General features: G+C 49.4%; 19 protein-coding genes. 11 read left to right on the top strand and 8 right to left on the bottom strand.

Translation table 11 applies throughout. From position 1 onward, the window contains the following. Positions 1–200: 200 nt before the first annotated feature. From preA to MKY85_RS27350, 3 genes are read left to right on the top strand one after another with little or no spacing between them, the layout of a single operon-like run. On the top strand, positions 201–1,496 hold the full coding sequence (preA, locus tag MKY85_RS27360) for an NAD-dependent dihydropyrimidine dehydrogenase subunit PreA (RefSeq protein ID WP_342571229.1): 1,296 nt from the start codon (positions 201–203) through the stop codon (positions 1,494–1,496). Beyond that, entirely contained in the window at positions 1,493–2,938 is a 1,446-nt protein-coding gene (gene hydA / locus MKY85_RS27355; protein ID WP_342571228.1) for a dihydropyrimidinase, read from the top strand. Before preA ends, hydA begins: the two co-directional genes overlap by 4 nt. Then, on the top strand, positions 2,938–3,174 hold the full coding sequence (locus MKY85_RS27350) for a hypothetical protein (protein WP_342571227.1): 237 nt from the start codon (positions 2,938–2,940) through the stop codon (positions 3,172–3,174). The genes hydA and MKY85_RS27350 overlap by 1 nt, the downstream gene beginning before the upstream one ends. 6 nt (positions 3,175–3,180) lie before the next feature. Here the strand turns inward: MKY85_RS27350 and MKY85_RS27345 are convergent, their stop codons facing one another. From MKY85_RS27345 to MKY85_RS27310, 8 genes are all read right to left on the bottom strand, one after another. Continuing rightward, positions 3,181–4,857 carry a PucR family transcriptional regulator ligand-binding domain-containing protein gene (locus MKY85_RS27345; RefSeq protein WP_339257715.1) on the bottom strand — a complete coding sequence of 559 codons (1,677 nt, stop codon included), beginning with the start codon at positions 4,855–4,857 and terminating at the stop codon, positions 3,181–3,183. A gap of 443 nt (positions 4,858–5,300) precedes the next feature. Further along, positions 5,301–8,555, bottom strand: a complete 3,255-nt coding sequence (locus MKY85_RS27340; protein ID WP_342571226.1) for an efflux RND transporter permease subunit — start codon at positions 8,553–8,555, stop codon at positions 5,301–5,303. 33 nt (positions 8,556–8,588) lie between these two features. Further along, positions 8,589–9,536: a TetR/AcrR family transcriptional regulator gene (locus tag MKY85_RS27335; RefSeq protein ID WP_339257713.1), complete on the bottom strand. Its 948-nt coding sequence runs from the start codon at positions 9,534–9,536 to the stop codon at positions 8,589–8,591. Positions 9,537–9,748: 212 nt separating this feature from the next. Further along, positions 9,749–9,883: a hypothetical protein gene (locus MKY85_RS27330; protein WP_342571225.1), complete on the bottom strand. Its 135-nt coding sequence runs from the start codon at positions 9,881–9,883 to the stop codon at positions 9,749–9,751. Between the two features lie 329 nt (positions 9,884–10,212). After that, positions 10,213–10,527 (bottom strand): multidrug efflux SMR transporter, encoded by a 315-nt coding sequence (locus tag MKY85_RS27325; protein ID WP_062836933.1) that lies wholly within the window; start codon positions 10,525–10,527, stop codon positions 10,213–10,215. Further along, positions 10,527–10,868 carry a multidrug efflux SMR transporter gene (locus MKY85_RS27320; RefSeq protein ID WP_339238244.1) on the bottom strand — a complete coding sequence of 114 codons (342 nt, stop codon included), beginning with the start codon at positions 10,866–10,868 and terminating at the stop codon, positions 10,527–10,529. The genes MKY85_RS27325 and MKY85_RS27320 overlap by 1 nt, the downstream gene beginning before the upstream one ends. Next, positions 10,865–11,488 carry a TetR/AcrR family transcriptional regulator gene (locus MKY85_RS27315; RefSeq protein WP_339238242.1) on the bottom strand — a complete coding sequence of 208 codons (624 nt, stop codon included), beginning with the start codon at positions 11,486–11,488 and terminating at the stop codon, positions 10,865–10,867. The genes MKY85_RS27320 and MKY85_RS27315 overlap by 4 nt, the downstream gene beginning before the upstream one ends. 123 nt (positions 11,489–11,611) lie before the next feature. Further along, positions 11,612–13,087 (bottom strand): phospholipase D family protein, encoded by a 1,476-nt coding sequence (locus MKY85_RS27310; RefSeq protein ID WP_342571224.1) that lies wholly within the window; start codon positions 13,085–13,087, stop codon positions 11,612–11,614. A gap of 227 nt (positions 13,088–13,314) precedes the next feature. Between MKY85_RS27310 and MKY85_RS27305 the strand changes: the two genes are divergently transcribed. The 8 genes from MKY85_RS27305 (at position 13,315) to crtI (MKY85_RS27270) (ending at position 22,572) form a co-directional block, all read left to right on the top strand. Continuing rightward, a complete protein-coding gene (locus MKY85_RS27305; RefSeq protein ID WP_339257711.1) occupies positions 13,315–14,301 on the top strand; it encodes a MerR family transcriptional regulator in 987 nt (328 codons plus the stop codon). Positions 14,302–14,567: 266 nt separating this feature from the next. Next, entirely contained in the window at positions 14,568–16,118 is a 1,551-nt protein-coding gene (crtI, locus tag MKY85_RS27300; protein ID WP_342571223.1) for a phytoene desaturase family protein, read from the top strand. Further along, complete coding sequence (crtI, locus tag MKY85_RS27295; protein WP_342571222.1) at positions 16,115–17,578, top strand: phytoene desaturase family protein; 1,464 nt, start codon at positions 16,115–16,117, stop codon at positions 17,576–17,578. Before crtI (MKY85_RS27300) ends, crtI (MKY85_RS27295) begins: the two co-directional genes overlap by 4 nt. Further along, positions 17,575–18,447 (top strand): phytoene/squalene synthase family protein, encoded by an 873-nt coding sequence (locus MKY85_RS27290; RefSeq protein ID WP_342571221.1) that lies wholly within the window; start codon positions 17,575–17,577, stop codon positions 18,445–18,447. Before crtI (MKY85_RS27295) ends, MKY85_RS27290 begins: the two co-directional genes overlap by 4 nt. Then, on the top strand, positions 18,447–19,214 hold the full coding sequence (locus MKY85_RS27285; RefSeq protein ID WP_342571220.1) for a carotenoid biosynthesis protein: 768 nt from the start codon (positions 18,447–18,449) through the stop codon (positions 19,212–19,214). The genes MKY85_RS27290 and MKY85_RS27285 overlap by 1 nt, the downstream gene beginning before the upstream one ends. Next, complete coding sequence (locus MKY85_RS27280) at positions 19,183–19,944, top strand: lysophospholipid acyltransferase family protein (RefSeq protein ID WP_342571219.1); 762 nt, start codon at positions 19,183–19,185, stop codon at positions 19,942–19,944. The genes MKY85_RS27285 and MKY85_RS27280 overlap by 32 nt, the downstream gene beginning before the upstream one ends. Position 19,945: 1 nt before the next feature. Further along, positions 19,946–21,094: a glycosyltransferase family 2 protein gene (locus MKY85_RS27275; protein WP_342571218.1), complete on the top strand. Its 1,149-nt coding sequence runs from the start codon at positions 19,946–19,948 to the stop codon at positions 21,092–21,094. Beyond that, positions 21,091–22,572: a phytoene desaturase family protein gene (crtI, locus tag MKY85_RS27270; protein ID WP_342571217.1), complete on the top strand. Its 1,482-nt coding sequence runs from the start codon at positions 21,091–21,093 to the stop codon at positions 22,570–22,572. Before MKY85_RS27275 ends, crtI (MKY85_RS27270) begins: the two co-directional genes overlap by 4 nt. Positions 22,573–22,635 lie beyond the last annotated feature (63 nt).

Below are 22,635 nucleotides of genomic sequence, written 5' to 3'. Positions count from 1 at the left end.
CGGTATACATTGTACTAAACATTTACACGAAACGGAGAGGACAGAAAGGACCTGAAGAAACGAAGTGCTCGCCTTTATTCCCGGATTTTCCCTTTAGAAAAGGAATCAAAAAAATCTGGGAATAACAGCGATCGGAAGGTTGTTCTGTCATCGGATTGTTCAGTGTAACTAATAAGGTCAAACACCAAGGAGGGATCGTTATGGCTGACTTATCCATTAATCTGGCAGGTATTCGATCACCCAACCCATTTTGGTTGGCTTCTGCACCACCGACCAATACGGGGTATCAGGTTCAGCGTGCGTTCGAAGCGGGCTGGGGCGGCGCGGTGTGGAAGACACTGGGTGAGCCGATTATTAATACATCCTCGCGTTTTGCGGCGGTTCATTTCGGCGGACAGCGGGTGGCGGGGTTTAACAATATTGAATTGATATCCGATCGTCCGCTGGAAGTGAATCTGCGGGAGATTGCCGAGACCAAGAAACGCTTCCCAGATCGCGCGGTTGTCGCTTCACTGATGGTGGAACCTACGCGGGAGAAGTGGCATGAGATTGTGAAAAAGGTGGAAGCCGTCGGCGTCGACGGTCTGGAACTGAACTTTGGCTGCCCGCATGGCATGGCTGAACGTGGTATGGGAGCCGCCTCTGGTCAGCAACCTGACCTGGTCGAACTACAGACGATGTGGGTGAAGGAAGTGGCGACCACACCAGTGATTGTGAAGCTCACGCCGAATATCACGGATATTACGGCAACCGCCCGGGCAGCTGTCCGCGGCGGCGCAGATGCGATCTCCCTGATCAATACGATTAACTCCCTGGCAGGTGTGGATCTGGATTCGTGGAATACCGTGCCACATGTAGGCGGCAAAGGAGCGCATGGCGGGTATTGTGGCCCAGCTGTGAAGCCAATTGCACTGAACATGGTTGCCGAGTGCGCACGTAATCCGGAGGTGGGTGTGCCAATCTCGGGTATTGGTGGCATATCCGACTGGCGGGATACGGCAGAGTTTTTGCTTATGGGTGCTACAGGGGTTCAGGTATGTACCGCAGCGATGCATCATGGATTCCGCATTGTAGAGGACATGATTGATGGGCTGAATGACTATCTGGATGAGAAGGGTCTGAGCAGCGTAGCAGAGTTGGTAGGCCAGACGGTTCCGCGATACTCGGATTGGGGCAATTTAGATCTGAATTACAAAGTGGTCGCTCGCATCAACCGCGATGTCTGCATTAATTGCAACAAATGCCATATTGCGTGTGAGGACACTTCGCACCAGTGTATTGATATGTTGACCGACCCGTCCGGTGCCTATCTGGAAGTGGTGGAGGAGGATTGTGTTGGCTGCAATCTGTGTTCGATCGTGTGCCCGGTGGATGGGGCGATTGAGATGGTGGAGCTTGTGCCTGAGCAGGAGCCTGTAACCTGGAATGAACGTCAGTCTGCGATTGCCATGCTGCAATCGGTCGGAGATCAATCAACCAAGGAGGCGATATCATGAGTACCCGCAAATTGATTCGTAACGGTGTGTTGGTGACAGCGTCAGATACCTTTGAAGCAGATATTTTGATTGAAAAGGGTAAAATCACACAGATTGGCATCGGGCTTACCCCGGATGAACATATGGAAGTTGTGGACGCTTCAGGCTGTTACGTTATTCCGGGCGGTATCGACCCGCATACACATCTGGATATGCCATTCGGTGGAACAGTAACAGCGGACGATTTTGCAACGGGAACGACAGCGGCAGCCTTTGGCGGTACAACGACGATTATTGATTTCTGCCTGACACAAAAAGGCCGTCCATTAATCGAATCTCTCCAGGAATGGCATGCCAAAGCCGAGGGTAAAGCCGTTATCGACTATGGTTTCCATCTGATGATCGGGGAGATGAATGATCAGGTGTTGGGGGAGTTACCGCAGATCATTGAAGAAGAGGGTGTGTCATCCTTTAAGGTGTTCATGGCGTATAAAAACCAGTTTCAAGCCGATGACGGGATTCTCTTCCAGACGTTGCAAAAGGCAAAAGAGTATGGCGCACTCGTCATGGTGCATGCCGAGAACGGGGATGTTATTGACCTGCTGGTTCGACAAGCACTCGCCGAAGGGCGCACGGAGCCAATTCATCATGCACTGACTCGTCCATCCATGCTGGAGGGAGAAGCGACAGGCCGAGCAGCACGACTGGCTGCACTTGCGGATTCACAGTTGTATGTGGTGCATGTGACCTGTGCGGAGGCTGTGGAGCAGATCGCGCGTATGCGTGAAATGGGTTACCGAATCTGGGGGGAGACCTGTCCTCAGTATTTGACGTTGGATCAGTCGATCATGGATCAGCCAGACTTCGAGGGTGCAAAGTATGTCTGGTCACCGCCGCTGCGGGAAGCAGCGCATCAGGAAGTACTATGGAATGCATTGAAAAGCGGTCAGTTGCAGACGATTGGCTCTGATCATTGCTCGTTTAATTTCAAAGGGCAGAAGGATCTGGGCAAGGATGATTTCAGCAAAATTCCGAACGGAGGGCCTGTCATTGAAGATCGCCTCAGTATTCTGTATTCGGAAGGTGTAGTCAAAGGGCGGATTACGCTCAATCAATGGGTTGATCTATGTTCGACAAGAGCAAGTAAGTTATTTGGATTGTTTCCGCAGAAAGGGACTCTGGCTGTAGGGACAGATGCGGATATCGTTATTTTTGACCCCTCTGTAAACAGGGTGATCTCGGCAGATACGCATCATATGAATGTTGATTACAGTGCATTTGAAGGCATGCAGGTACAGGGTTGTCCGGTGACGGTGTTGTGCCGTGGGGAGTATGTCATTCGAGATCGGCAGTATGCCGGGACAGCGGGAGCAGGGCAATATGTGAAGCGCAACAAATATGATGCAGGTGTACCCATGCCATTGAAACAGCCTGTGGCGGCAGTGAATGGAGGGATAAGCTGATGTCGGATCATGATGTGTTTGAGGCCGAGAGGATCGCCATCGAGCGAATGGTTGCGCAGGGGTATCGAATCTATGAGGTACGGGAACATCTGGAGGGTGCTCATGTCATATGGGAGCACCCGGATCTTCCCGAGGAGAAACAAGAGCAATACGTGGGTACAGCATCTGGACGGAAGTGGTTCAGTCATATCCTGATTCGCCAGCTTCAGGAGCAGCGGGGAGCTGGAATTGCTTAGAACAGATCAACCTAAGGGGCCATGAACATACTCATACGCATAGATCGCGAGCTCAATCGCAACTCGCTTTTCGGGGAGGATATAATCTTCTCCCAGAAGCGCTTCGATTTTGTCCAAACGGTGATAGAGTGTCTGTCTGACAATATAAAGAGCGGTAGCCGTCTCTTGCTTGGAACAGCACAATACGAAATATTGCTTGAGTGTGCGCAGTAATTGGCCTCCTTTCTCCATATCGTAACGGATAAGAGGACCCAGATATTCTTCGATAAAATCTTCCAGATTACCGCTCTGCTTCATGTTGGCAATGATGCGATAACAATGAAGATTACTGTAAAAGGGCTGCTGCATCTCGCCGATGTCCTTCTGAATCCGCAGTGTCTCTTTTGCGGATTCCAGGCTTTCCTTTAGACGGGAGAGATTCGCGCAGCTATGACCGATAGCGAACAGACCAGAGAAGAGACGATGGGTCTGTTCCTGCTCGTGCTGCTGCAATTGTTCAATGCAGCGCCAGAGACTGCTTTTGCGCTGAGATCCAGGTAGTGGGTCGAGAATGATAAGAATGATCTGGTGGTTCAGAACGGTGCTGTAGAGGGTGAAGTTCTCCCGGGCGAACACGGAACGGGCGACGATGTTGCGTTGGATTAATATCTTCTGGAGTCTGAGACTATCTGTGTATGCGGGGTTGCTGTCGAATAGGATGATGTTCGCTTTGCTCGTTGCAAGAAGGGGATTGACCGTGGAGACATATTCATGGATTTCCTTCGTGGAGTGATGTCCGTTAAGCCAGTCAATGACCCACATATCTTCTTTGTAGCGACGTTTCTCTTCCATGTATTTGGTTCGCATCCAGTCCTGGGCGATCGCTGCCGCGCAACGTTCCAGTGCCTGAATGACGAATTCATCCGAAGGATTGATAGGTATATTTGAATCATGCTCCGGCAGTTTTTGGTGCATCAGCACAAGGTCGGCAAAGGTGTAGTCCAACGCCTGAACAGGCAGATAGTATAGATGGCAAGCGTTCCTGGTTAGTGGGGCTTCCTTCGAAATATCTACTTGATCCGATCGTCCTCGCTGCAAAAACCAATCCTGCCGCCGAGTCTCCAGCTGCTCTGGCGAGCAATAGGGAACGCTACTTGCTTCCCCTTCAAGTGGGTATAACGCCACGGCACATCCGGTTGTTCGTGATAGCAATCGAAGTAAGGGTTGTACGCCATCTCCATTCAGAAGAAGTTGGTTAAACGAGGTGGTGAGATGATCGAGTTCGGCGATCATCCGCTGATGACTGCGAATCAGGGTGAAATGCAGGTCTTGTGTAATATCAATATAACGGACTTGTTCGTGGAACCAGATCAATGGGAAATCCGCTGCGACTGCAATTTCTTTCATGGCACCGAGCTGTGACTTGGTGTGATCCCCCAGTTCCATGCAGAGTCCGGCAGCCCCACGTGCAATTAGCTGACGCAGGAAAGACAGACCTTGCTGCTCACCTTCCTGCCAGCCAATGCCTGTTGTCAGCACCAATTCCCCGCCATTGAGCAAATCCCCAACCTCAGGTACTTCCATAATATGAACCCAGCGAACATACCGCTCCAGCGCACGATCACTGGCCAGAACCTCTGCCTTGCGAAACACGGGACGTTTTAACATGTCTCTGACTTGAATATGAAGCGTTGTCTCCCCCACACAACCACCGTCCTTCCCCAATACATGTGATCTATCTGGAGCTGGAATCCGTTAACTTGCATAATTAATCCATATTATAAGTCGATTTACAGGAGATGGGCTGAAATCTCACGTTCATTTGTTTTAAATGACAAATAGGTATCTTCTTTTTGTCATTTTGATTAAAAAGATGTGTTTCTATGTCATTCAATGTGACGCATTCTCTACTCCAATGAGAGCGAGGCCTATGTTCCTGAAGTAATTTTCTCTTATATAAAGCTTTTAGCTCCGCTTCCTTAGACTATTTCTGTCGTCAATATCTCGTTTGAATTTACATAAAAAAGCCCCTTAGCATTACATCGGAATTCAATCATTCCAATATGCGCTAAGGAGCAAGAGGTTAGAACGTATAGTCTGTATCTAAGTTGTACTCGAACCGTTATATGAGAACAACTCTCTACTTCTTAATCTTCAATTCTTTTCTTTTTGAATTTCATCAGGAACTCATACACAATCGGTACGATAACCAGTGTAAGCAGCGTGGAGCTGATCAGACCGCCGATTACGGTAATTCCCAATCCTTTCGAGATGATCCCCGCACTTTCTTCGAGACCTGTAACCAATGGCAACAGGGCGCCGATGGTTGCGAGAGCGGTCATCAGAATTGGACGCAGACGTGTTGCACCGGCTTCCAGCAAGGCTTCACGGGTAGGCATACCCTCTTTTTCCTTGTGAATAACACGGTCGATCAACACGATGGCGTTGGTGACCACGATCCCGATAAGCATCAGTCCACCCATCATGGCGGAGACGTCAAGTGTACCCCCAGCGATGAACAGACCTACCATAATACCAATCACCGTAAATGGCAGGGAGAACAGGATGGCGAATGGTGCCAAACCGCCGCCGAACGTTACAACAAGCACGAAGTATACAATGGCGATGGCTGCCAGCATGGCGAGACCAAGCTGAGTAAAGGTATCATTAATCTGTTCGGTTGTACCGCCGAACTTCACTTCAACGCCGTCAGGCAGATCCAACTTGTCGATCTCAGCCTGTAAGCTACTTGAAGCCTTCGTTACATCCGAAGCCAGGATGTTGGCTGTCACTTGTACAACCACCTTACCATCAATTTGCATGATGGAGTTCGGGGAGGTGCCTTCTTCCACTTTGGCAACATCTTTGATTGGTACTTGGATGCCAAGCGGTGAAGTGACGGTTTCATCCTCAATCTCTTGAATGCTGCTAAATGTTTTATCGTCTGTCTCTACATATACTTTATACGTTTTGTTATCAATATCAACTTCCGTGAGCACAGGGCGTTCCCGTACCGGGCTCAATGCCATGGCCAGTTGGCCAGCAGTCAGACCCAAGGAACTTAGTTTCTCCTGATCTGCCACGAGCGTATATTGCCCGTAAGTGTCAGCGAGTGTGGTGTCTGCTTTTTCAAAATTATCCGTATCCGCTTCAACCAGTTTCAGAATTTCGTCCGATACAGGTTTGAGCTGCTCTACATTATCGCCATAGATGGATAGGCTCAGGCCACTGCCACCCAGACCGCCGGACATGTCGAGCTCATTCCAGGTTCCTACGGTAACTTCTTTCTTCAATCCTTCGACAAGCTGTTCCTTCACTTTGGTGAAGTCTTTTGTATCTTTGTTATATTCAATATAGAAGAGAGCCGAGTTGGAGCTGCCGCCACCCATGCTGCTCAGTGGATTGCTTCCACCGATGGAATATTGCATTTTCTCCAGACCCGGTTGTTTCAGCAACCACTTCTCGGCAACAAGTGCTTCTTTTTCTACATCTTCACGCAAAGCTCCGGTTTGCGGGTTGTACGTAATTGTCACATATTTATCCTGTTGTTCCGGCAAGAAGCTTGCACCGATGAATGGGTACAGGAACAAACTGCCGACCAGCAGGATCACTGCAATACTGACCGTAATGAGTTTGTGTGACAGGGTCCAGTTTAGCAGGCGTTTGTAACCTTCCGCCATCTTGCCTGGTTTTTCTTCGTGATTCTGCTTGTTCTTGAGTCCTTTACGGAACAGGGAATGCGCAAGCATGGGCACGATGGTAATGGCAACGATCAGGGATGCCAGCAAGGCGAATACCATGGTCAATGCAAATGGCAGGAATAGCTCACCAACCATACCGCTTACCAATGCCAGTGGCAGGAATACCGCAATCGTTACGATCGTGGAAGAAAGAATGGGAATGAACATCTCGCGCGTTGCTTCGCGGACCAGTTCACGGCCTTTCAGTCTCTCTCCTTTGAGTGTTAATCTGCGGTAGATGTTCTCGATAACAACGATGGAGTCATCGACAACCCGTCCGATGGCAACCGTCATGGCACCCAGTGTCATCATGTTCAAGGTAATATCCATGATATTGAGCGCAGTCAATGCCATGAGCAAGGAGAGCGGGATCGAGATAATGGAGATAATGGTTGAACGAATATTACGCAGGAACAGCAAGATGATCAGGATGGCAAACAAAGCACCGAAAACAGCTTTGCCCAGCATCGTGTTCACCGAGTCCTGGATCGGTTTACCTTGGTCGAGAAGTACAGTCAGGTCTGCATTTTTGAACTGCTTCTGCAATTCTTCCGCTTTGTCTTTAACTGCATTCACGACATCAACCGTGTTGGCATCGTTGGATTTTACAACGGAAATACCGATGGATTCCTTACCGTCTGTCCGGGAAATGGATTCCGCTTGACCGATGACTTCGATCTTGGCAATTTCACTTAGCTTTACAGTTGGAATGCCCGGCGCATTGGCAGCACCAGAAGGACTACCTACACTGGCGTTACCGCCAGCAGCTTGGCCTGCGGCAGGGTCTGTTCCTTGTGCAGAGCCAGGAGCTGTACCTTGAGCTGCATCACCAGCCGCGGAGCCTTCACCTGTTGGTGCTCCAGAGCCTTGTGGAGCTGCGCTTGAGCCATTGCCTGCAGAAGCGCCGGCACCGCCGGGTACGACTGGAATGGCAAGGTTTTTCAGATCATCGATGTCGACGATGTTGCCATCTACGACAACGGCTTTCTGGGATTTATCCAGTTCGAACAGTCCCAGGGGCACACGAATGGATGAACCTTGAACGATGCCGTTTACCGTGTCTTCCGTTAGGCCCAGCTCGGCCATTTTGGCTTGATCGAACTTCAATTGAACTTCTTTTACATATTGACCTGACACCTGAACCTGAGCTACACCTTCAATGTCTTCGAGTGCAGGCTGAATATCCGATTCAACCAGTCGTGTCAATTGTTCCAGGTCACCACCGTCCTTGTCGGACAGGCTTAGGGATACAACCGGGAACGAGTTAATGCTGAACTTGGAAATGGTCGGCTTCTGTACGCTGTCAGGCAGTTGTACTTCATTCAGTGCCTCACGAACGGTTGCCGTTGCATTGGTCAGATCTGTTCCATAATCGAATTCGAGTGTGATGGATGCTGCATTCTCCATGGACGTGGAGGTAACCGTCTTAACGCCATCAACATTCCGCAGCTTTACTTCCAGCGGCTTCGTGACATCTTCAACAATTCCCTCCGGTGCAGCCCCCGGATCAATGGCAGTGACATTCAGAAACGGTACGTTGATGTTCGGAATGGTCTCTTGCTTCATCGTCAATCCGCTGTACAAACCTGCGAATGAGATGATGATTGTCAGAATCCAGATCGCAAACTTGTTGTTCAGTGAAAAATTAATAATACCTTTCATACGATGGTTTCTTCTCCTCTCTGTTTCTCCTGTTTATGTGTGTGACGAGTCAGCAGGGATGAACCGGCTATACATGGCATCCAAAATATGCTGAAGCTCGGAATGCAAGGGTTGAATGGCAGTTACGTTCTCCAGATTGTGCATCATGCCCAGAATAATGGCACGCCGCGGCGTGAATTCCATCATCTCCTGTCTGAGAATGGCAATGGTTTCAAGTACATCATTCTTCGGTTGCCCTGCGGGCAAATCGGAGGCGGCGACATCCTGCATTTGTTTGATGATATGGATAGGATGTCGCATCACCGTGGAATCTGGATGGGCCTCGGTAATCCAGGCAGGCCATTCCTCCAACGGAATCAAAGGCTCAGGTCGTTGGTTAAGGAATCCATGTGCGGCATAATCCATCATTTGCAGCAAGTTTGTTGCCATTTTGGTAACGGTGAGAGAAGGCATCTCTGTAAACCAGATTTTGACGTAGGAGAGGAACAGTCCGTGTGTCAACAAAATAAGATCAATCGTATATGGTTCAATCTCCGGTCCATACTGCTCTTCCAGCTTATCCTTGAACCAATGTAAGGTACGGATCTCCAGATCTCTTTGCTGTGGATGGCATTGTTCCTTGCGTTGCTGTTCATCATCCATCATCATGCTTCGCAATTGTACCCGCAAAAATTCCTTGAATTCGGCTACATGAATGAGCAGAGTTTCAATCTGCTTGTGCAGGCGTTCTCGCGGGGAGAGGCTGGTTTCATGCTCAATCTGCGTCATCTCGTCCATCAGCGTGTACATGCAGTACTCCAGCGTACTGGCTTCCAGTTCCTCTTTGGATTTGAACATGATATAAAGGCTGCCTTTGGACATCCCGCATAGTTCAGCAATCTCTTGCATGGATGTTGCAGCACTGCCTTTGGATGAGAATAGCTTGAGTGCTGTAGTAATGATGAGTTTTTTCTTCTCATTCATCTCATGTATAGGGTTCATTAACGATACATTCACCTCATCAGGGAACTTGTGAGTTCTTGAATTGACTTTAAGGTCAAACCAAGTATAAACGATCTCGTTAAAGGAATTCAAATGGGAGTAAATTGGAAAAATAATATGGAGGAAAGAGGATGATCAAAGGGAAAAAGAACAACATGTAACAAGGTGTAGCCTGTATGTACGATGGGGTGTTGCTATCAAGAACGTTTAATTTAGGCTCCTCCAGTGAAGGAGTACAAGGCGAGTATAATAATGGCGACTAGCGCGATGAGATAGAAGATAGCCATGCCGATCAGCAGGGCATACCCAGTATAAGAGCCAAAGCGTGCCAATAATTTTTTCAACATTAACCCTCCTTTCTTACGTAGCAGTGTATAGGGAGGTTCCCTATTTCTATCATATCCGAAAAAAGACGACTTCCTGATCGAAGTCGTCTTTTTTATTTTACAGAATTTAATAGATATCCTAATGGAAGCTAAGAAGTACACGATAACGGAGATTGCAGAACCAACAAACGGAGTGTTCGCCTTAAAGCTTTCTGTAAGAAAGCTTCTTCGGAAGCATATGCTATCACCGGATTTATCACTCTTCAAAGGAAATCAAAGAAATCTGGGGATAACAGCGATCGGAAAGTGGTACTGCAATCGGAGTTATAAAGTGTAATTCAGTTGTTCCGTTACGTGATCAGTTTCAAACCAACCGCTGCAACCAAAATCATCGCGATAAACAGGATACGCTTCGCTTCTTTCCGTTCACCGAACAGGAACATGCCTGTTAACGTGCTGCCTACCGTCCCGATTCCGGTCCATACCGCATACGCTGTGCCCATGGGAATGGACGTCATGGCGTAAGATAACAGCGAGAAGCTAAACACAAACGATACCAGCATCAGTACGATATAAGGCCAGCCTTTGCGAGTAGAAGCACCATTAATACCGATCACGCCGAAAATTTCACATATCCCTGCACCCACAATTGCCATCCAAGCCATTATACTGCACCTCCTTTGGCTTCTTGCTGATCCGTAACCAGTTTCAGTCCGATTACGCCGCAGAGCAACAATCCAATGAGCAATACTTTGGCCAAGCGGAACGGTTCGCCGAATAAGACCATTTCCGTAAGGACGGTACCTGCCGTACCAATTCCCGTAAAGACGGCATACACCGTACCGACAGGCAGTCTTTTGGAAGCAGCAATAATCAGTCCAAAGCTGATCACGATGGCAATCCCCGTCAAAGTCCACTCCCAGGCATTCGAGGCATGTTTCAGCCCGCTTACCCAGACAATCTCAATAATGCCACCGACAAATACATATAACCAGTTGCGGTTCATGATGTTGAATCTCCTTCCGGCACAACACTTCGTGCCTCTTCGTTCAGATGATGAATGCCATGCCAGAAGACAGGCCAGGATGCTTCCAACCGTCTCTTGTACCGACGGGAACTTCCATAGATGATCTCAACGGTAATCCCGTCGAGAAACGTCATGAATGCAATGGCGGCCTGCTCCGCGGGAATGGGTGAAATATCCCCATGACGTATTGCCCGTTGCAGCAAACGAGTTAGCGCACGTTCCATACCATCGATAAACGGATACACCAGATCCATCACTTCGCTATACAGGGAAAGTGGTGGGTAGAAACAATTGCGCAGCATCAAGCGAGCAGAGGCGTGTGCATTGTATTCTTGTTCGAACCAGATCAGCAAACCCTTCAGCCTCTGCTCCAATGGCAGATCCTCATGATCACGGAAATATTCGAGTGTGTGCCGTGTTACTTCGTGAAAAGCAAACGCCAGGGTGTGCAAAAACAAGTCATCCTTGCAGCTGAAATGTGCATATATGGACGGTTTTTTAATCCCGACTTCATCAGCTATAGCTCGTAGTGAAGCCCCCTCATAGCCATCTCTGGCAAAATGGAACAGGGCTGCATCCCGAATGGATTGTGCAGTCATCAGATCACCTTCCTAACGGTCGTTAGGTAATTATATTTTCACACTTCACATCACCTGTCAAGATGAAAATATCCGCCTGCACACGAGAGTACAGGCGGATACAGGTATGAATGTGGTGCTTGTCTAAAAGGTCGTAAGACCCAAAATCAGCTGCAACTTATAAAGGATACCTTTCAAGAACGTGGTCTTCTCCTGAAACTCATCCAGGTCCAACGTGAACTCGGCATCATCATTATTCCAAATACGCTCAAAATAATTCGCGATATCGCGCGTGAACTTATTGTCTGGAGGTGCAGCAACCCATAGATCATTCTCCAGATTGTAGTCATTCATGTTTCGGGGTGTGAAGTTGGTTGAACCGCCGAGCACGATATGATCTCCGCTTGCCTTGGCAATATAAATCATCTTGGTGTGGTACTGCTCCTTGGTGGTGTTATACCAGCGGATCTGTATTTTACCGTTGGATTTATCATGCAATTCGGCGGCGACAGGGCGATTCGGAATGCCGATTTTTTCCTGACCAAAGGCATTCTCATTAGGATCAAGTACAAGCCGGATGTCGGTTCCTCGTTTTTCGGCTTCCAACAGGGCTTCCAATACTTTTGGAGAGGCCACATAGAACATGCCCATCCATATGGTATCACCTTTGCCAGCCTGATTGATTTCATGGAGAACAGCGTCATTCACTTTGCCTTCAGTTAAATAGCGTATTCGCAAATCTCCCGTGTTTGAATTCTTCGAAGGAGCTGTGTAGGCAGGAACCTGGCCTCCGCCCGAGATATCAAGTACAGCTTGCTCTGATTGCAGAATATCCCCTATGACTGGACCTGTTACTTCAAATGCAATGTTCGAGTGGTAAGCACTCGCATCATGGATATTGCCGGAAGAGACAATCGCCGTCTTTTCACTAACAACAACTTTGCGGTGATTCGCCTTCACATTGAGCAGCTTGAGATAGGAACGCACAGTGACATCTGGACCATCTGTGGCCATCAGGTTCTTGATCCAGCCATCCCCGGATTGGCCAAACCACTGGAAGAAGGTTCGCCAGACCGCAGAGTATACCGGAGTTGAATCACGCAAAGGGTCCACATCCGTAATGACTACATGAATGCCTGCTTGTTTCATTTGTTCCAGCAACGGATTCGGTGCTGAGTTATAGTTGGTATTTACTTCATCTGTAATAAACCAAATGTCCATATCAGGATGCTGATTTTTTTTGGCGACCAGAGCTTCGGTAAATTCAGTACTTACGGGAGGAAAGTTCTGTCCCTTGTGTTGATAATTATTGAACAGGAACATATCGACCAGGACAAACTGCTCTGCTTCCTCCACAATCTGCATCATGCGCTGAAAGATCTGCTGTTCATGCTGCATCTGTCCGTCGGAGGAAGGATAGGTCAGGTCATGCAGGAATTCGACTTGATCCACACGATACTCCGGACTTTCGTAGGAAATGCCCGGTGGCAATGGTTTATAGGTCTGATAGAGCATGACGGCGATGAGCCATAGGACCAATAGGGCGATCCCTGTTCGTATGTATGGAAATTTGCCGCGTGAAGACTTGCGGTCTGATGTATGGCGGCGCAATGAGACCAACGGTGGACTCCCCCTTCTGTACGTGCTGACTTCTATTACCACACGAATGATAACGTTGACGCAGGATAACCCGGTAGAATAACGAATGTAGCCGTATAGTACATATAGCAAATTGGCAGGATGCAATCGACAGGTGTCTGAGCGTTGTGTATAATGAGTGTATTATTTTTGTAGAATGTTAGGGTTTTCATATGCCTGACAAGGACGGGGAACCAAGGATATAACCTGTGAAATCTGGACAATTAGGAAAGAAAGTGGGTAATAAGGTGTATTCCATCAAACAAGTCGCAGCCATGCTCGATATCAGGGCGGTAACAATCCGGGCTTGGGAGAATCGGTATAATGCGGTCACCCCTGAGCGGACGGAATCGGGTTATCGAATGTATACCGAAGAGAATGTTGAGGATCTGCGCTGGTTGAAAGAACAGGTAGAGCTGCATCAGACTAATATCTCGGAAGCGGTACGGATGTTGAAAGTAAACAAATTAAACCCACCCGAGGCAGCTGCGCCTATTCCGATCATGGCTCCGGTGCCTTCAATGGAAGAAGCATACGAACGGATGGCAGATCAGATCTATGACTCGCTCTACAACTTTCAGGGTGAACGTGCCAATGGTTTGATTGATTTTGGTTTCACCATGTACGGGTACGATTCGATGTTCTATCATGTGCTGGTTCCCATACTGGTTCGGGTTGGAGATGCATGGGAGCAAGGCAGGGCTTCGGTCGCTCAGGAACACTTCATGACTCAGCTGATTTCACAGCGGTTTTATCAGTTTTTCCATCTGTTCCCGATCTATCCGCATCTGCCCAAAGTTCTGGCGTTGTGTCCGGAAGGGGAGCATCATCAGGTTGGGTTGCTGCTGTTCTCTCTCTTTATGCGTAAAAATGGAGCAGAAGTACTGTATCTCGGAGCGAACACGCCGGAAGAAGGCATTTTCCCGATTATCCGGGAGCAAAAGATCAAGTTGGTCTGCCTTTCGATCACAAGTCCGGGGCTGCTTGAACGGTGCGATCAACTTATAGAGCGGATTAAAAATGAATTTCCACATATTCGCTTCGTACTTGGTGGGAAAGGCTATGAGCGTGCAGAACATGCTCGTTACCCGCAATGGATCATGCCTGAGGATTCAGCAGATTGGCAGTCATGGATAGAACGTGAGTATCTCACAGAGCAACCACCTGGTGCGAGGTTTGGACAGGCAAATAATTAAGTATGATCTCAAATGACAATGAATAAGCTAGTGTATACAGGACATCCTTTGACGAAAGTGATCAAGGGGTGTTTTTTGCTTTTTTGATTGGAGTATTCTCGTAATTTGACCGATGGGTCATTTTTTGGTTTACAAGGTCGTATAATATTTGTATTATATTTGTATAATGTTTTTGCTGGTTACCGCTTAAAGTGTTCTTGGGCGGTTTAATAATAGGCTAGGGGCTAGAGAACTATAGGAATTCCCTACATAGAGAGGTGAGTGGCATGATACCGAATCAACAACGCAAACGTGCAGCTGTGATTGGCGCGGGTCCGGGTGGACTCGCAGCAGCGATGCTATTGTCCGGTCAGGGGTACGAAGTAGATGTATATGAGAAACAGCCAGTCATCGGGGGGCGTTCTGCCAGATTGGAACTGGGTGAATATCGATTCGACCGGGGCGCTACATTTTTGATGATGCCTCAGCTGATTGAAGAGATGTTCGACGTGGTGGGTCGCAAGTTATCCGATTATGTGCATATGAAAGAGTTAACCCCACTGTACGCACTGAACTTTGGTGACAAGGTGTTCACACCTTCTCGTAATCGGGAAGATACAGCCGCGCAGATTAAGGAATTGTTCCCGGGCAATGAAGACCATTACCTTCGGTTCATGCAAGAAGAAGAAGTGAAGTTTGGCAAAGTCATGCCTTTGCTCCGCCGTCCTTTTGGCAAGCTGACGGACTATCTACGCAAAGACGCGGTAACAGCTCTACCTAAGCTTGATGTCCACAACACGGTCTATGGAATCTTGTCCCGCTATTTTACAGACGAGCGTCTACGCTGGGCATTCACATTCCAATCCAAATACCTTGGCATGTCTGCCTGGGATTGTCCGGGTACGTTTACCATACTATCGTTCATCGAGCATCACTACGGATTGTTCCACCCCATTGGCGGTGTGAATCGGATCTTCCAGGCCATGGCTGATGTCGTGGAAGAATACGGAGGAAGGATACATACTTCCACCCCGGTGAAACAGGTCATCGTTCGCAAGGGTCGTGCCGAAGGTGTGTTGCTTGAGAACGGTGAACGCATTGAAGCGGACCATGTGGTCGTGAACGCCGACTTTGCACATGCGGTGAACCATTTGTTCGAACCGGGCGTACTTAAGAAATATACCCCGGAGAAAATGAAACGCAAAAAGTACTCCTGCTCTACAGCGATGCTGTATCTGGGGGTGGATGGTGAAGTGGACCTGCCGCATCACTCGATCTATTTTCCAGAGGACTACCGGTTGAACGTTGATGAGATTACGAAGCACAAAATGTTGTCAGCCGATCCATCTCTATATATTCATAACCCTTCCAGACTCGATTCGACACTGGCACCGGAAGGAAAATCTGCTTTATATGTTCTGATGCCTACGCCTAACCTTACCGCAGACATCGATTGGGAAGCAGAACGTGAGAATGTGCAGGAGGCCATGATGAAGCGCATGGAAGGCATTCCTGAGCTGGCAGACATTCGCAGCAGGATTGAAGAATGTATGCTGTTCACTCCACTCGACTGGGAGACTGAACTGGATGTGTACCGCGGAGCAACATTCAACATGGCGCATAATCTGGGTCAGATGATGTACCTGCGTCCCCATAACCAGTTTGAAGAGTTGAAAAGCGTATGGCTGGTTGGAGGAGGAACACATCCGGGCAGCGGTTTGCCAACGATCTTTGAATCGGCTCGAATCAGCGTGAGGCTGATCCAGGAAGAGGACGCGCGCACGCGCTCCAAGCCATCCTCTTATGTGAAGACGGCAGAAGCCGGAGGGCATTCATGAAGCGGGCCGCCATTGTAGGGGCAGGGATTGGCGGACTTACTTCGGCACTGTTGTTGAACCGTCAGGGATGGGATGTCACCGTGTATGAACGGGGGTCGCGCGTCGGCGGACGCATTGGTTACGAGCAGGAAGGAGAGTACCGGATCGATCAGGGGCCGACCATCGTGCTTCTTCCCGAAATGTTACTTGGCATCTTGGAAGAAGCCGGCGTAGATCGTTCGAAGATTGAACTGCTTCGCTGTGATCCCCTATATAGAGTGCATTATCACAGTGGTCGTGTCATGACCAAGATGACGTCACGTGAGGAGCAGACGGCGGAGATTGAGCGTTTGTTCCCGGGAGAGAGTCGAGGGTTCACGCGGTTCATGAAAGACATGGACACGTTGTTTCCGGCAGGCCGGGCAGCGTTTCTGGAACGGGCTTTTCCGCGCAAAAGGGATTTCTTCACACCATCTCTCATGACACTTATGGGCAGATTGCGTGCACACAAAAGTGTCCGGAAAGCGGTGGGCGATTATTTTCAGCATGAGGAATTGCTAGATGCTTACTCGCTACAAAGTCTATATATCGGTGGATCGCCGTTCGGGACGCCAGGCATCTACTCCCTGCTTCCCTATGCAGAACATGAATATGGGATCTGGATGGTGAAGGGCGGGTATGCTGCATTACCGGCTATTCTGGAACAGGAACTGATCTCACGTGGTGGACGTGTTGTACTGAATGCGGAAGTTACAGGGCTCACGATTAAAAATGGTGTATGTGAAGGTATAGAAACGGCAGCAGGCGCAGAAAATGTGGATGCAGTTATCTACAATGGCGATTTCCCCCATCTTTCGGGTTTGCTTGGTCAATCATCAGAGGTAGCGCGTAAAAGAAAGCCGTATCGTCCCTCTTCCGGATGTGTATTGCTCTATGTGGGCGTGGACAAAACCTGGGAAGATGCAACGACGCACCAGTTCTTCCTGCCACCAAGTCTTGAAGGCAGTTTACAGGAAGTGTTCAATCAGCGACGCATTCCGGCAAAGTCCTCATTTTACGTATTTAATCCGGTCGCATTGGATGAGACGGCAGCGCCTTCAGGACAGAGTGTATTGTATTTCCTCATTCCCGTACCCGATGCCGAAGGTGTCGACTGGGAGCAGGAGAGCGAGGCGTTGGCAGAACGTGTACTGGAAGAAGCGGAGCAACGTGGATTCCCGGGACTTCGGGCAGCGATCAAGTGGAAAAAGGTGCGCACACCCGCTGACGCAGAGCGAGACGGGCTCTATGGGGGCGGAAGCTTCGGTATTGCGCCAGTGTTGTTCCAGTCCGGTGTATACCGTCCGCAACCCAAACCATTCCCGAATATCAAGGGATTATATGCCGCAGGAGCATCTGTACATCCTGGAGGCGGAGTGCCGATTGTGATGCAAAGTGCACGTATGGCCGTCAATCAACTCACGAAGGAGATGGGAACATGAATGAAGCGATTTTGAGCAGGTGTGAAGAGTTGATGCAAAAGGGTTCTTCCTCTTTTTATCAGGCCTTTAGAGGGCTGCCAAGTCCGCGTCGGGAAGCGGTATATGTCATTTATGCCTTCTGCCGCATGATAGATGACAGTGTGGATGAACCGGAACAATCGGCCTATACGATTCATGAGATCCATGATTTATTTGATCGACTGGACGAAGCGGAAGGACACTTTATCTGGCCAGCACTGAGATGGTTGTTTAGCAGTTTCCCTCATCTGGATAAGGGGCCATTCTTCCGTCAGATGGAAGGGCAACTCACCGATCTTAAAGTAACGCATTATGCAACGATGCAGGAACTGGAGCATTATTGTTATCTGGTAGCCGGAACCGTAGGCGAGATGTTGTTGCCTGTATTGCGGGATGATAATGGCGCGGAAGTAGCCATGAACGGGATTGCTTTGGGTAAAGGAATGCAGATCGTTAACATTATTCGTGATGTGGGTGAAGATCGGGCCAGAGTGCGCCGGTATGTTCCACTGGAGATCATGGAGAAGCATGGTTACTCGGAGCAGGACTTCGAAGACGGGATCGTGGACGAACGCTTTATTGCCATTATTCATGAGTTAAAAGCGGCAGCATTGAACTGGTTCCGTATTGGCATGGATCGATTGGATACTTATCCGACGGAAAGTGCGTTTTCGATTGAACTGGCAGCAGCCTTTTACTCCACCATTCTACATGCGGTTGAGCGTAACGACTATGACGTATATACCAAACGGGCATATGTTAGTGATGAATTGAAACTGGAGATGCTGGGTGCGATTGTGAAACGTTACCCGATGCTGGCCTATCAAGCCTCCCGAACGGCGGTATCCTGATGATTCAGTGGCTTTACTGGGCTTGGTATGTTATTGGAGCAACCTTGATGTTGACGATCGGCGTGCCGGACGTGTTGTCCTTTTCCAATGGTTTATTCTTAATCTTCTATGCGTTGTATGTGCTGGATCTGATCTACCAGGGGCGCAATCGGACAGGTCTGTCCGACCAGTCAGTCATCTGGTTGAAACCCGGGCTGTGGATCGCTTCCGTGATCATCTGGTTGGGTGGTATGGGCGTGGAGTGGGTAGGGGTGCATACGCATTGGCCCTTTGGTGAGTATGCTTACTCTGACTTCTTCGGGATTCATCTGTTCAGTGTGCCTGTTACGCTGGGTTTTGCTTGGATCGCAGTGGTGGGTAACTCGGCGCTGTTAAGTGGCGGTGGCTCAACCTGGGCTGGCAAGCTGCTTCGAGCCGTGAAGACCGGGTTTTGGGCGGTGGTTCTTGATCTGGTACTCGATCCTGTCGCGCATGCAAGAGGATTCTGGGAGTGGCAGGCTCCAGGTGGATTCTACGGGGTCCCGTGGACCAATTACATAAGCTGGTATATCATGGGCGCATTCCTGTCCCTCTTCCTTCCGGCCATGCCCGGTGACCGTAGCTCATTGCTGCGTGCAAAATGGCTGTATCAGCTCTTTATTCTTCTATTCGGCTTACTCGCCTTGAAGGAAGGAATTACAGGCAGCTTTATCATCGCCATTGCAGGAATGCTTCTTGCCGAAGGGAGCTGGCTGTATGATTCGCGCCGTAAAATCAAAACCGTTTAATCGGATTTTTGCCTTATATAATCATTATTATCTGCTGCGTCGGCGCTTCCGTTCATTTACGCTATCGGGGTCACTGGACCCGCAGGTGGATACCAGGGACGACTCCCGGATTGATTCCAATCGCCCGGTGATCTACTTCATGAACCACAGCTCCTGGTGGGATGGTCTGCTGCTCTATCATGCGGCCAGGCAGACATCACGGGGAGATCATTATGTGATGATGGAGGAACAGCAACTTCAGCAATATGCCTTTTTTCGTAAACTGGGTGCATATTCAATCAATAAAGAGAGTGCGTCCGGTATTCGGACCTCTCTACAGTACACCAGTGAACTATTGGATTCGGGCAAAAGGGTATGGATTTTCCCCCAAGGAGAAATTCTGCATCAGGAGGCCAGACCGATTCAGTTTCGTCCAGGCATCGGATTGCTGCTTCGTCGCTCTCCGAATGCCATCGCAGTACCGGTAACCTTGTGCCACGGGATGGTCCAGCACGATTTACCGGAGATATCGATGCAGGCGGGCCCTCCTGTGATGGAAGACTGGAAGACGCTCAAGAGTGAAGAGATTGCCTCCAGACTCGGTCTTGTGTTGGAACAGCAGTTAGACGATCACAGATCAGCGCTTGTACGAATGGGACAGGGGAGCTTGCCAGATGCGCTTCCGCTGATTCGTCATGTACGTTCGACCAGTGAAAAATACGACGCTGCGCGAAAGCGGGTGAACCGTTAGAATGAGTGCATCTGAAACCTTCTGGATTGTGCTGACAAGCATATTGGGAATACAACTGTTGTTCGCTCTATGGAACGTCTCCTGTCTGCCCAAAGTACGTTCATTCCGAGCAGATAAGATACAACCACCGGACCTGCTGGTCTCGGTGCTGATTCCGGCCAGAAATGAAAGACTACATATCGAAGGATGTCTGGAAAGTGTACTCGCGAGTGACACATCGGGATTCCGGATGGAAGTGCTGGTGCTGGATGATCGCTCCGAAGATGAGACAGCGGCCATGGTTCAGGCGATTGCCGATCGTGATGCGCGTGTGCGTCTGCTGCATGGTGTCGATCTACCCGAGGGCTGGATGGGGAAATCCCATGCGTGTCACAGGTTGGTTCAGGAGGCCGAGGGAGAGTGGTATATGTTCGTGGATGCGGATGTGCGTCTGGAGCCAAGTGCCATTCGGCAGACTCTTGCGGCAGGGTGTGAGCAGAGCGGTGGTCTGGTAACCGGTTTTCCTTATCAGGTAACGAAGACTTGGATGGAAAAGCTTGTTGTACCGATGATGGTCTTCACCATCATCAGTCATCTGCCCATTTTCATGATCCGCAGATCATCCAGTCCGATGTTTGTGGCCGCTACGGGGGCTTTTTTGCTGATTCATCGCTCCAGTTACGAAGCATCCGGTGGTCATGCTGCCATTCAGGCCCATCTGGTAGATGACATGAGTCTAGCCAAAGCGGTCAAGCGTGCAGGTCATCCGGTGATGCTGACAGACGTGCATGACGTAACGAATACCCGCATGTATCAGAACGGTGCAGAAGTATGGAATGGATACAAGAAAAACATGTACGAAGGTATGGGTCGCAAAGACGTACTGCTGCTTGGCACGATGTTGATGTATACGCTGATGTATATTGTGCCTCCGCTGGGATTAATTTTTGGACTCATGACAGGTAGTTCGATGTCCATTCTGTATGGATTGATAGGAACATTACTGGGTATGGCTGTGAAAAGAGTAGCGGATCATGCTGGCGGACAACCTTGCTGGCTTGCACTTTTGCAACCAGTTAGCATGGCATGTGTCATTGCCATTGGATTTGCTTCCTGGCAGGCGGGTCGCTCCGGCAAGGGGTATGTATGGAAAGGTAGGCGGTACAGTTGAGAGGTAACGTCATCATTATCGGTGCAGGATTCGGAGGTCTATCGTGTGCGATCCGACTTGCTTCACAAGGTGTGCAGGTGACCATTCTGGAACGGCAGGATCATGTAGGTGGTAAGCTGCAGCAGATTGAGCGAGACGGTTATCATTTTGATCGGGGACCGAGCACGATCACGATGCCATCCACCTTTCGTTCCGTCTTCGATCATGCAGGTGTAACAATGGAAGATTACGTACAGCTATATGAGTTGGAGCCGCGTACGCGTAATATATTTGCAGATGGCACAGTGGTCGATTTGTCAGGTAATCGCGGGTGGATGAAGGAGCAGATCGCGGCGTACAGTCCGGAGGATGCGGCTCGTTATGATGCGTTTATGGATGAGTCTGCCGCACTGTATGCGGAAGCCAATCGTCATTTTCTGGGTAAGTTGTTGCTGTCTCCTTCTGACAAATACAATCTTCAGATGCTGCGCAGCCTGCTCCGCGTGAGGCCAACGGTGAAGCTGGATAAGTTGTTGCGTTCGTATTTCCGGCATCCGCATACACTCGCTATGTTCGGGCGGTACGCAACCTATGTGGGATCATCGCCGTATCAGTCTCCTTCGATCTTTGCCATGATGGGTCATGTGGAAGCAGAGGTGGGCATCTACGGGGTCAAAGGAGGAACCTATCAACTGATCGAGGGCATGACTCGGCTGGCACAGGAAAAAGGTGTACAGATCATTACGGGCATAGAGGTGCGGCAGATTGTTGTTCGGAATGGCGCAGTGGCAGGCGTGGATACGAATCAAGGCTTCCGTGAAGCCGATCAGGTGGTTGCCAATGGAGATGTGCTTAGCGTGAATCGACTACTGCTGGCACCGGAACACCGAAAAGAGATGAGTGATGCCCGCATACGGAAGTATGAGCCATCCATCTCGGGATTTGTGACGCTGGCAGGTGTGCAAAAGCAATATGATGCACTGCTGCACCATACGGTCTTTTTCCCAGAGCGGTATGAACCGGAGTTCGACCATATTTTCCGTGACCGTAAAATGCCCGAAGATCCCACGATCTATATCTGTTATTCCGGTTATTCCGAAGCGGGCATGGCCCCAGCGGGAGCCAGTAATCTGTTCATTCTGGTTAATGCCTCCTACTTGTCGGATTCGTGGAATTGGGAGCAGCAGACGGAACGTTACGGAGCGTTTGTACTGGAACAATTGGCAGCGCGGGGAATTACCGGGTTGAACCAATCCGATGTGTTGATCCGATACACGCCGCGAGATATCGAACGGGATACGTTGGCGCATCGAGGCTCGATCTATGGCATTTCGTCCAACTCGGTGAAGCAGACCTTCATGCGACCAGGTAACCGAAGCAAAGATGTCCAAGGACTCTGGTACGTCGGCGGTACAACACATCCAGGCGGCGGAACCCCGATTGTGACCTTATCCGGGCAGCTTGTTGGTGAGCAGTTGGCATCGGAAATCTTGAGATAAGAAGGCATAAAAGATAGTGGTGCTCCGAGATTTATGTGAGACATTTGGTTTCGGAGCATCCTT

The sequence above is a fragment of the Paenibacillus sp. FSL R5-0749 genome (genome assembly GCF_038595085.1).
In the GTDB taxonomy this organism is placed as follows: domain Bacteria; phylum Bacillota; class Bacilli; order Paenibacillales; family Paenibacillaceae; genus Paenibacillus.
This window is presented reverse-complemented; position numbering and strand designations above follow the sequence as displayed.

Coding starts and splice junctions, on each gene's coding strand:
- MKY85_RS27320 (WP_339238244.1), bottom strand. CDS start 10,868: ATGAACCGCAACTGGTTATATGTATTTGTCGGTGGCATTATTGAGATT.
- MKY85_RS27275 (WP_342571218.1), top strand. CDS start 19,946: ATGAGTGCATCTGAAACCTTCTGGATTGTGCTGACAAGCATATTGGGA.
- MKY85_RS27335 (WP_339257713.1), bottom strand. CDS start 9,536: ATGAACCCTATACATGAGATGAATGAGAAGAAAAAACTCATCATTACT.
- MKY85_RS27325 (WP_062836933.1), bottom strand. CDS start 10,527: ATGGCTTGGATGGCAATTGTGGGTGCAGGGATATGTGAAATTTTCGGC.
- MKY85_RS27330 (WP_342571225.1), bottom strand. CDS start 9,883: ATGTTGAAAAAATTATTGGCACGCTTTGGCTCTTATACTGGGTATGCC.
- MKY85_RS27285 (WP_342571220.1), top strand. CDS start 18,447: ATGATTCAGTGGCTTTACTGGGCTTGGTATGTTATTGGAGCAACCTTG.
- hydA (WP_342571228.1), top strand. CDS start 1,493: ATGAGTACCCGCAAATTGATTCGTAACGGTGTGTTGGTGACAGCGTCA.
- MKY85_RS27290 (WP_342571221.1), top strand. CDS start 17,575: ATGAATGAAGCGATTTTGAGCAGGTGTGAAGAGTTGATGCAAAAGGGT.
- preA (WP_342571229.1), top strand. CDS start 201: ATGGCTGACTTATCCATTAATCTGGCAGGTATTCGATCACCCAACCCA.
- MKY85_RS27315 (WP_339238242.1), bottom strand. CDS start 11,488: ATGACTGCACAATCCATTCGGGATGCAGCCCTGTTCCATTTTGCCAGA.
- MKY85_RS27350 (WP_342571227.1), top strand. CDS start 2,938: ATGTCGGATCATGATGTGTTTGAGGCCGAGAGGATCGCCATCGAGCGA.
- crtI (WP_342571222.1), top strand. CDS start 16,115: ATGAAGCGGGCCGCCATTGTAGGGGCAGGGATTGGCGGACTTACTTCG.
- MKY85_RS27280 (WP_342571219.1), top strand. CDS start 19,183: ATGATTCGCGCCGTAAAATCAAAACCGTTTAATCGGATTTTTGCCTTA.
- MKY85_RS27340 (WP_342571226.1), bottom strand. CDS start 8,555: ATGAAAGGTATTATTAATTTTTCACTGAACAACAAGTTTGCGATCTGG.
- crtI (WP_342571223.1), top strand. CDS start 14,568: ATGATACCGAATCAACAACGCAAACGTGCAGCTGTGATTGGCGCGGGT.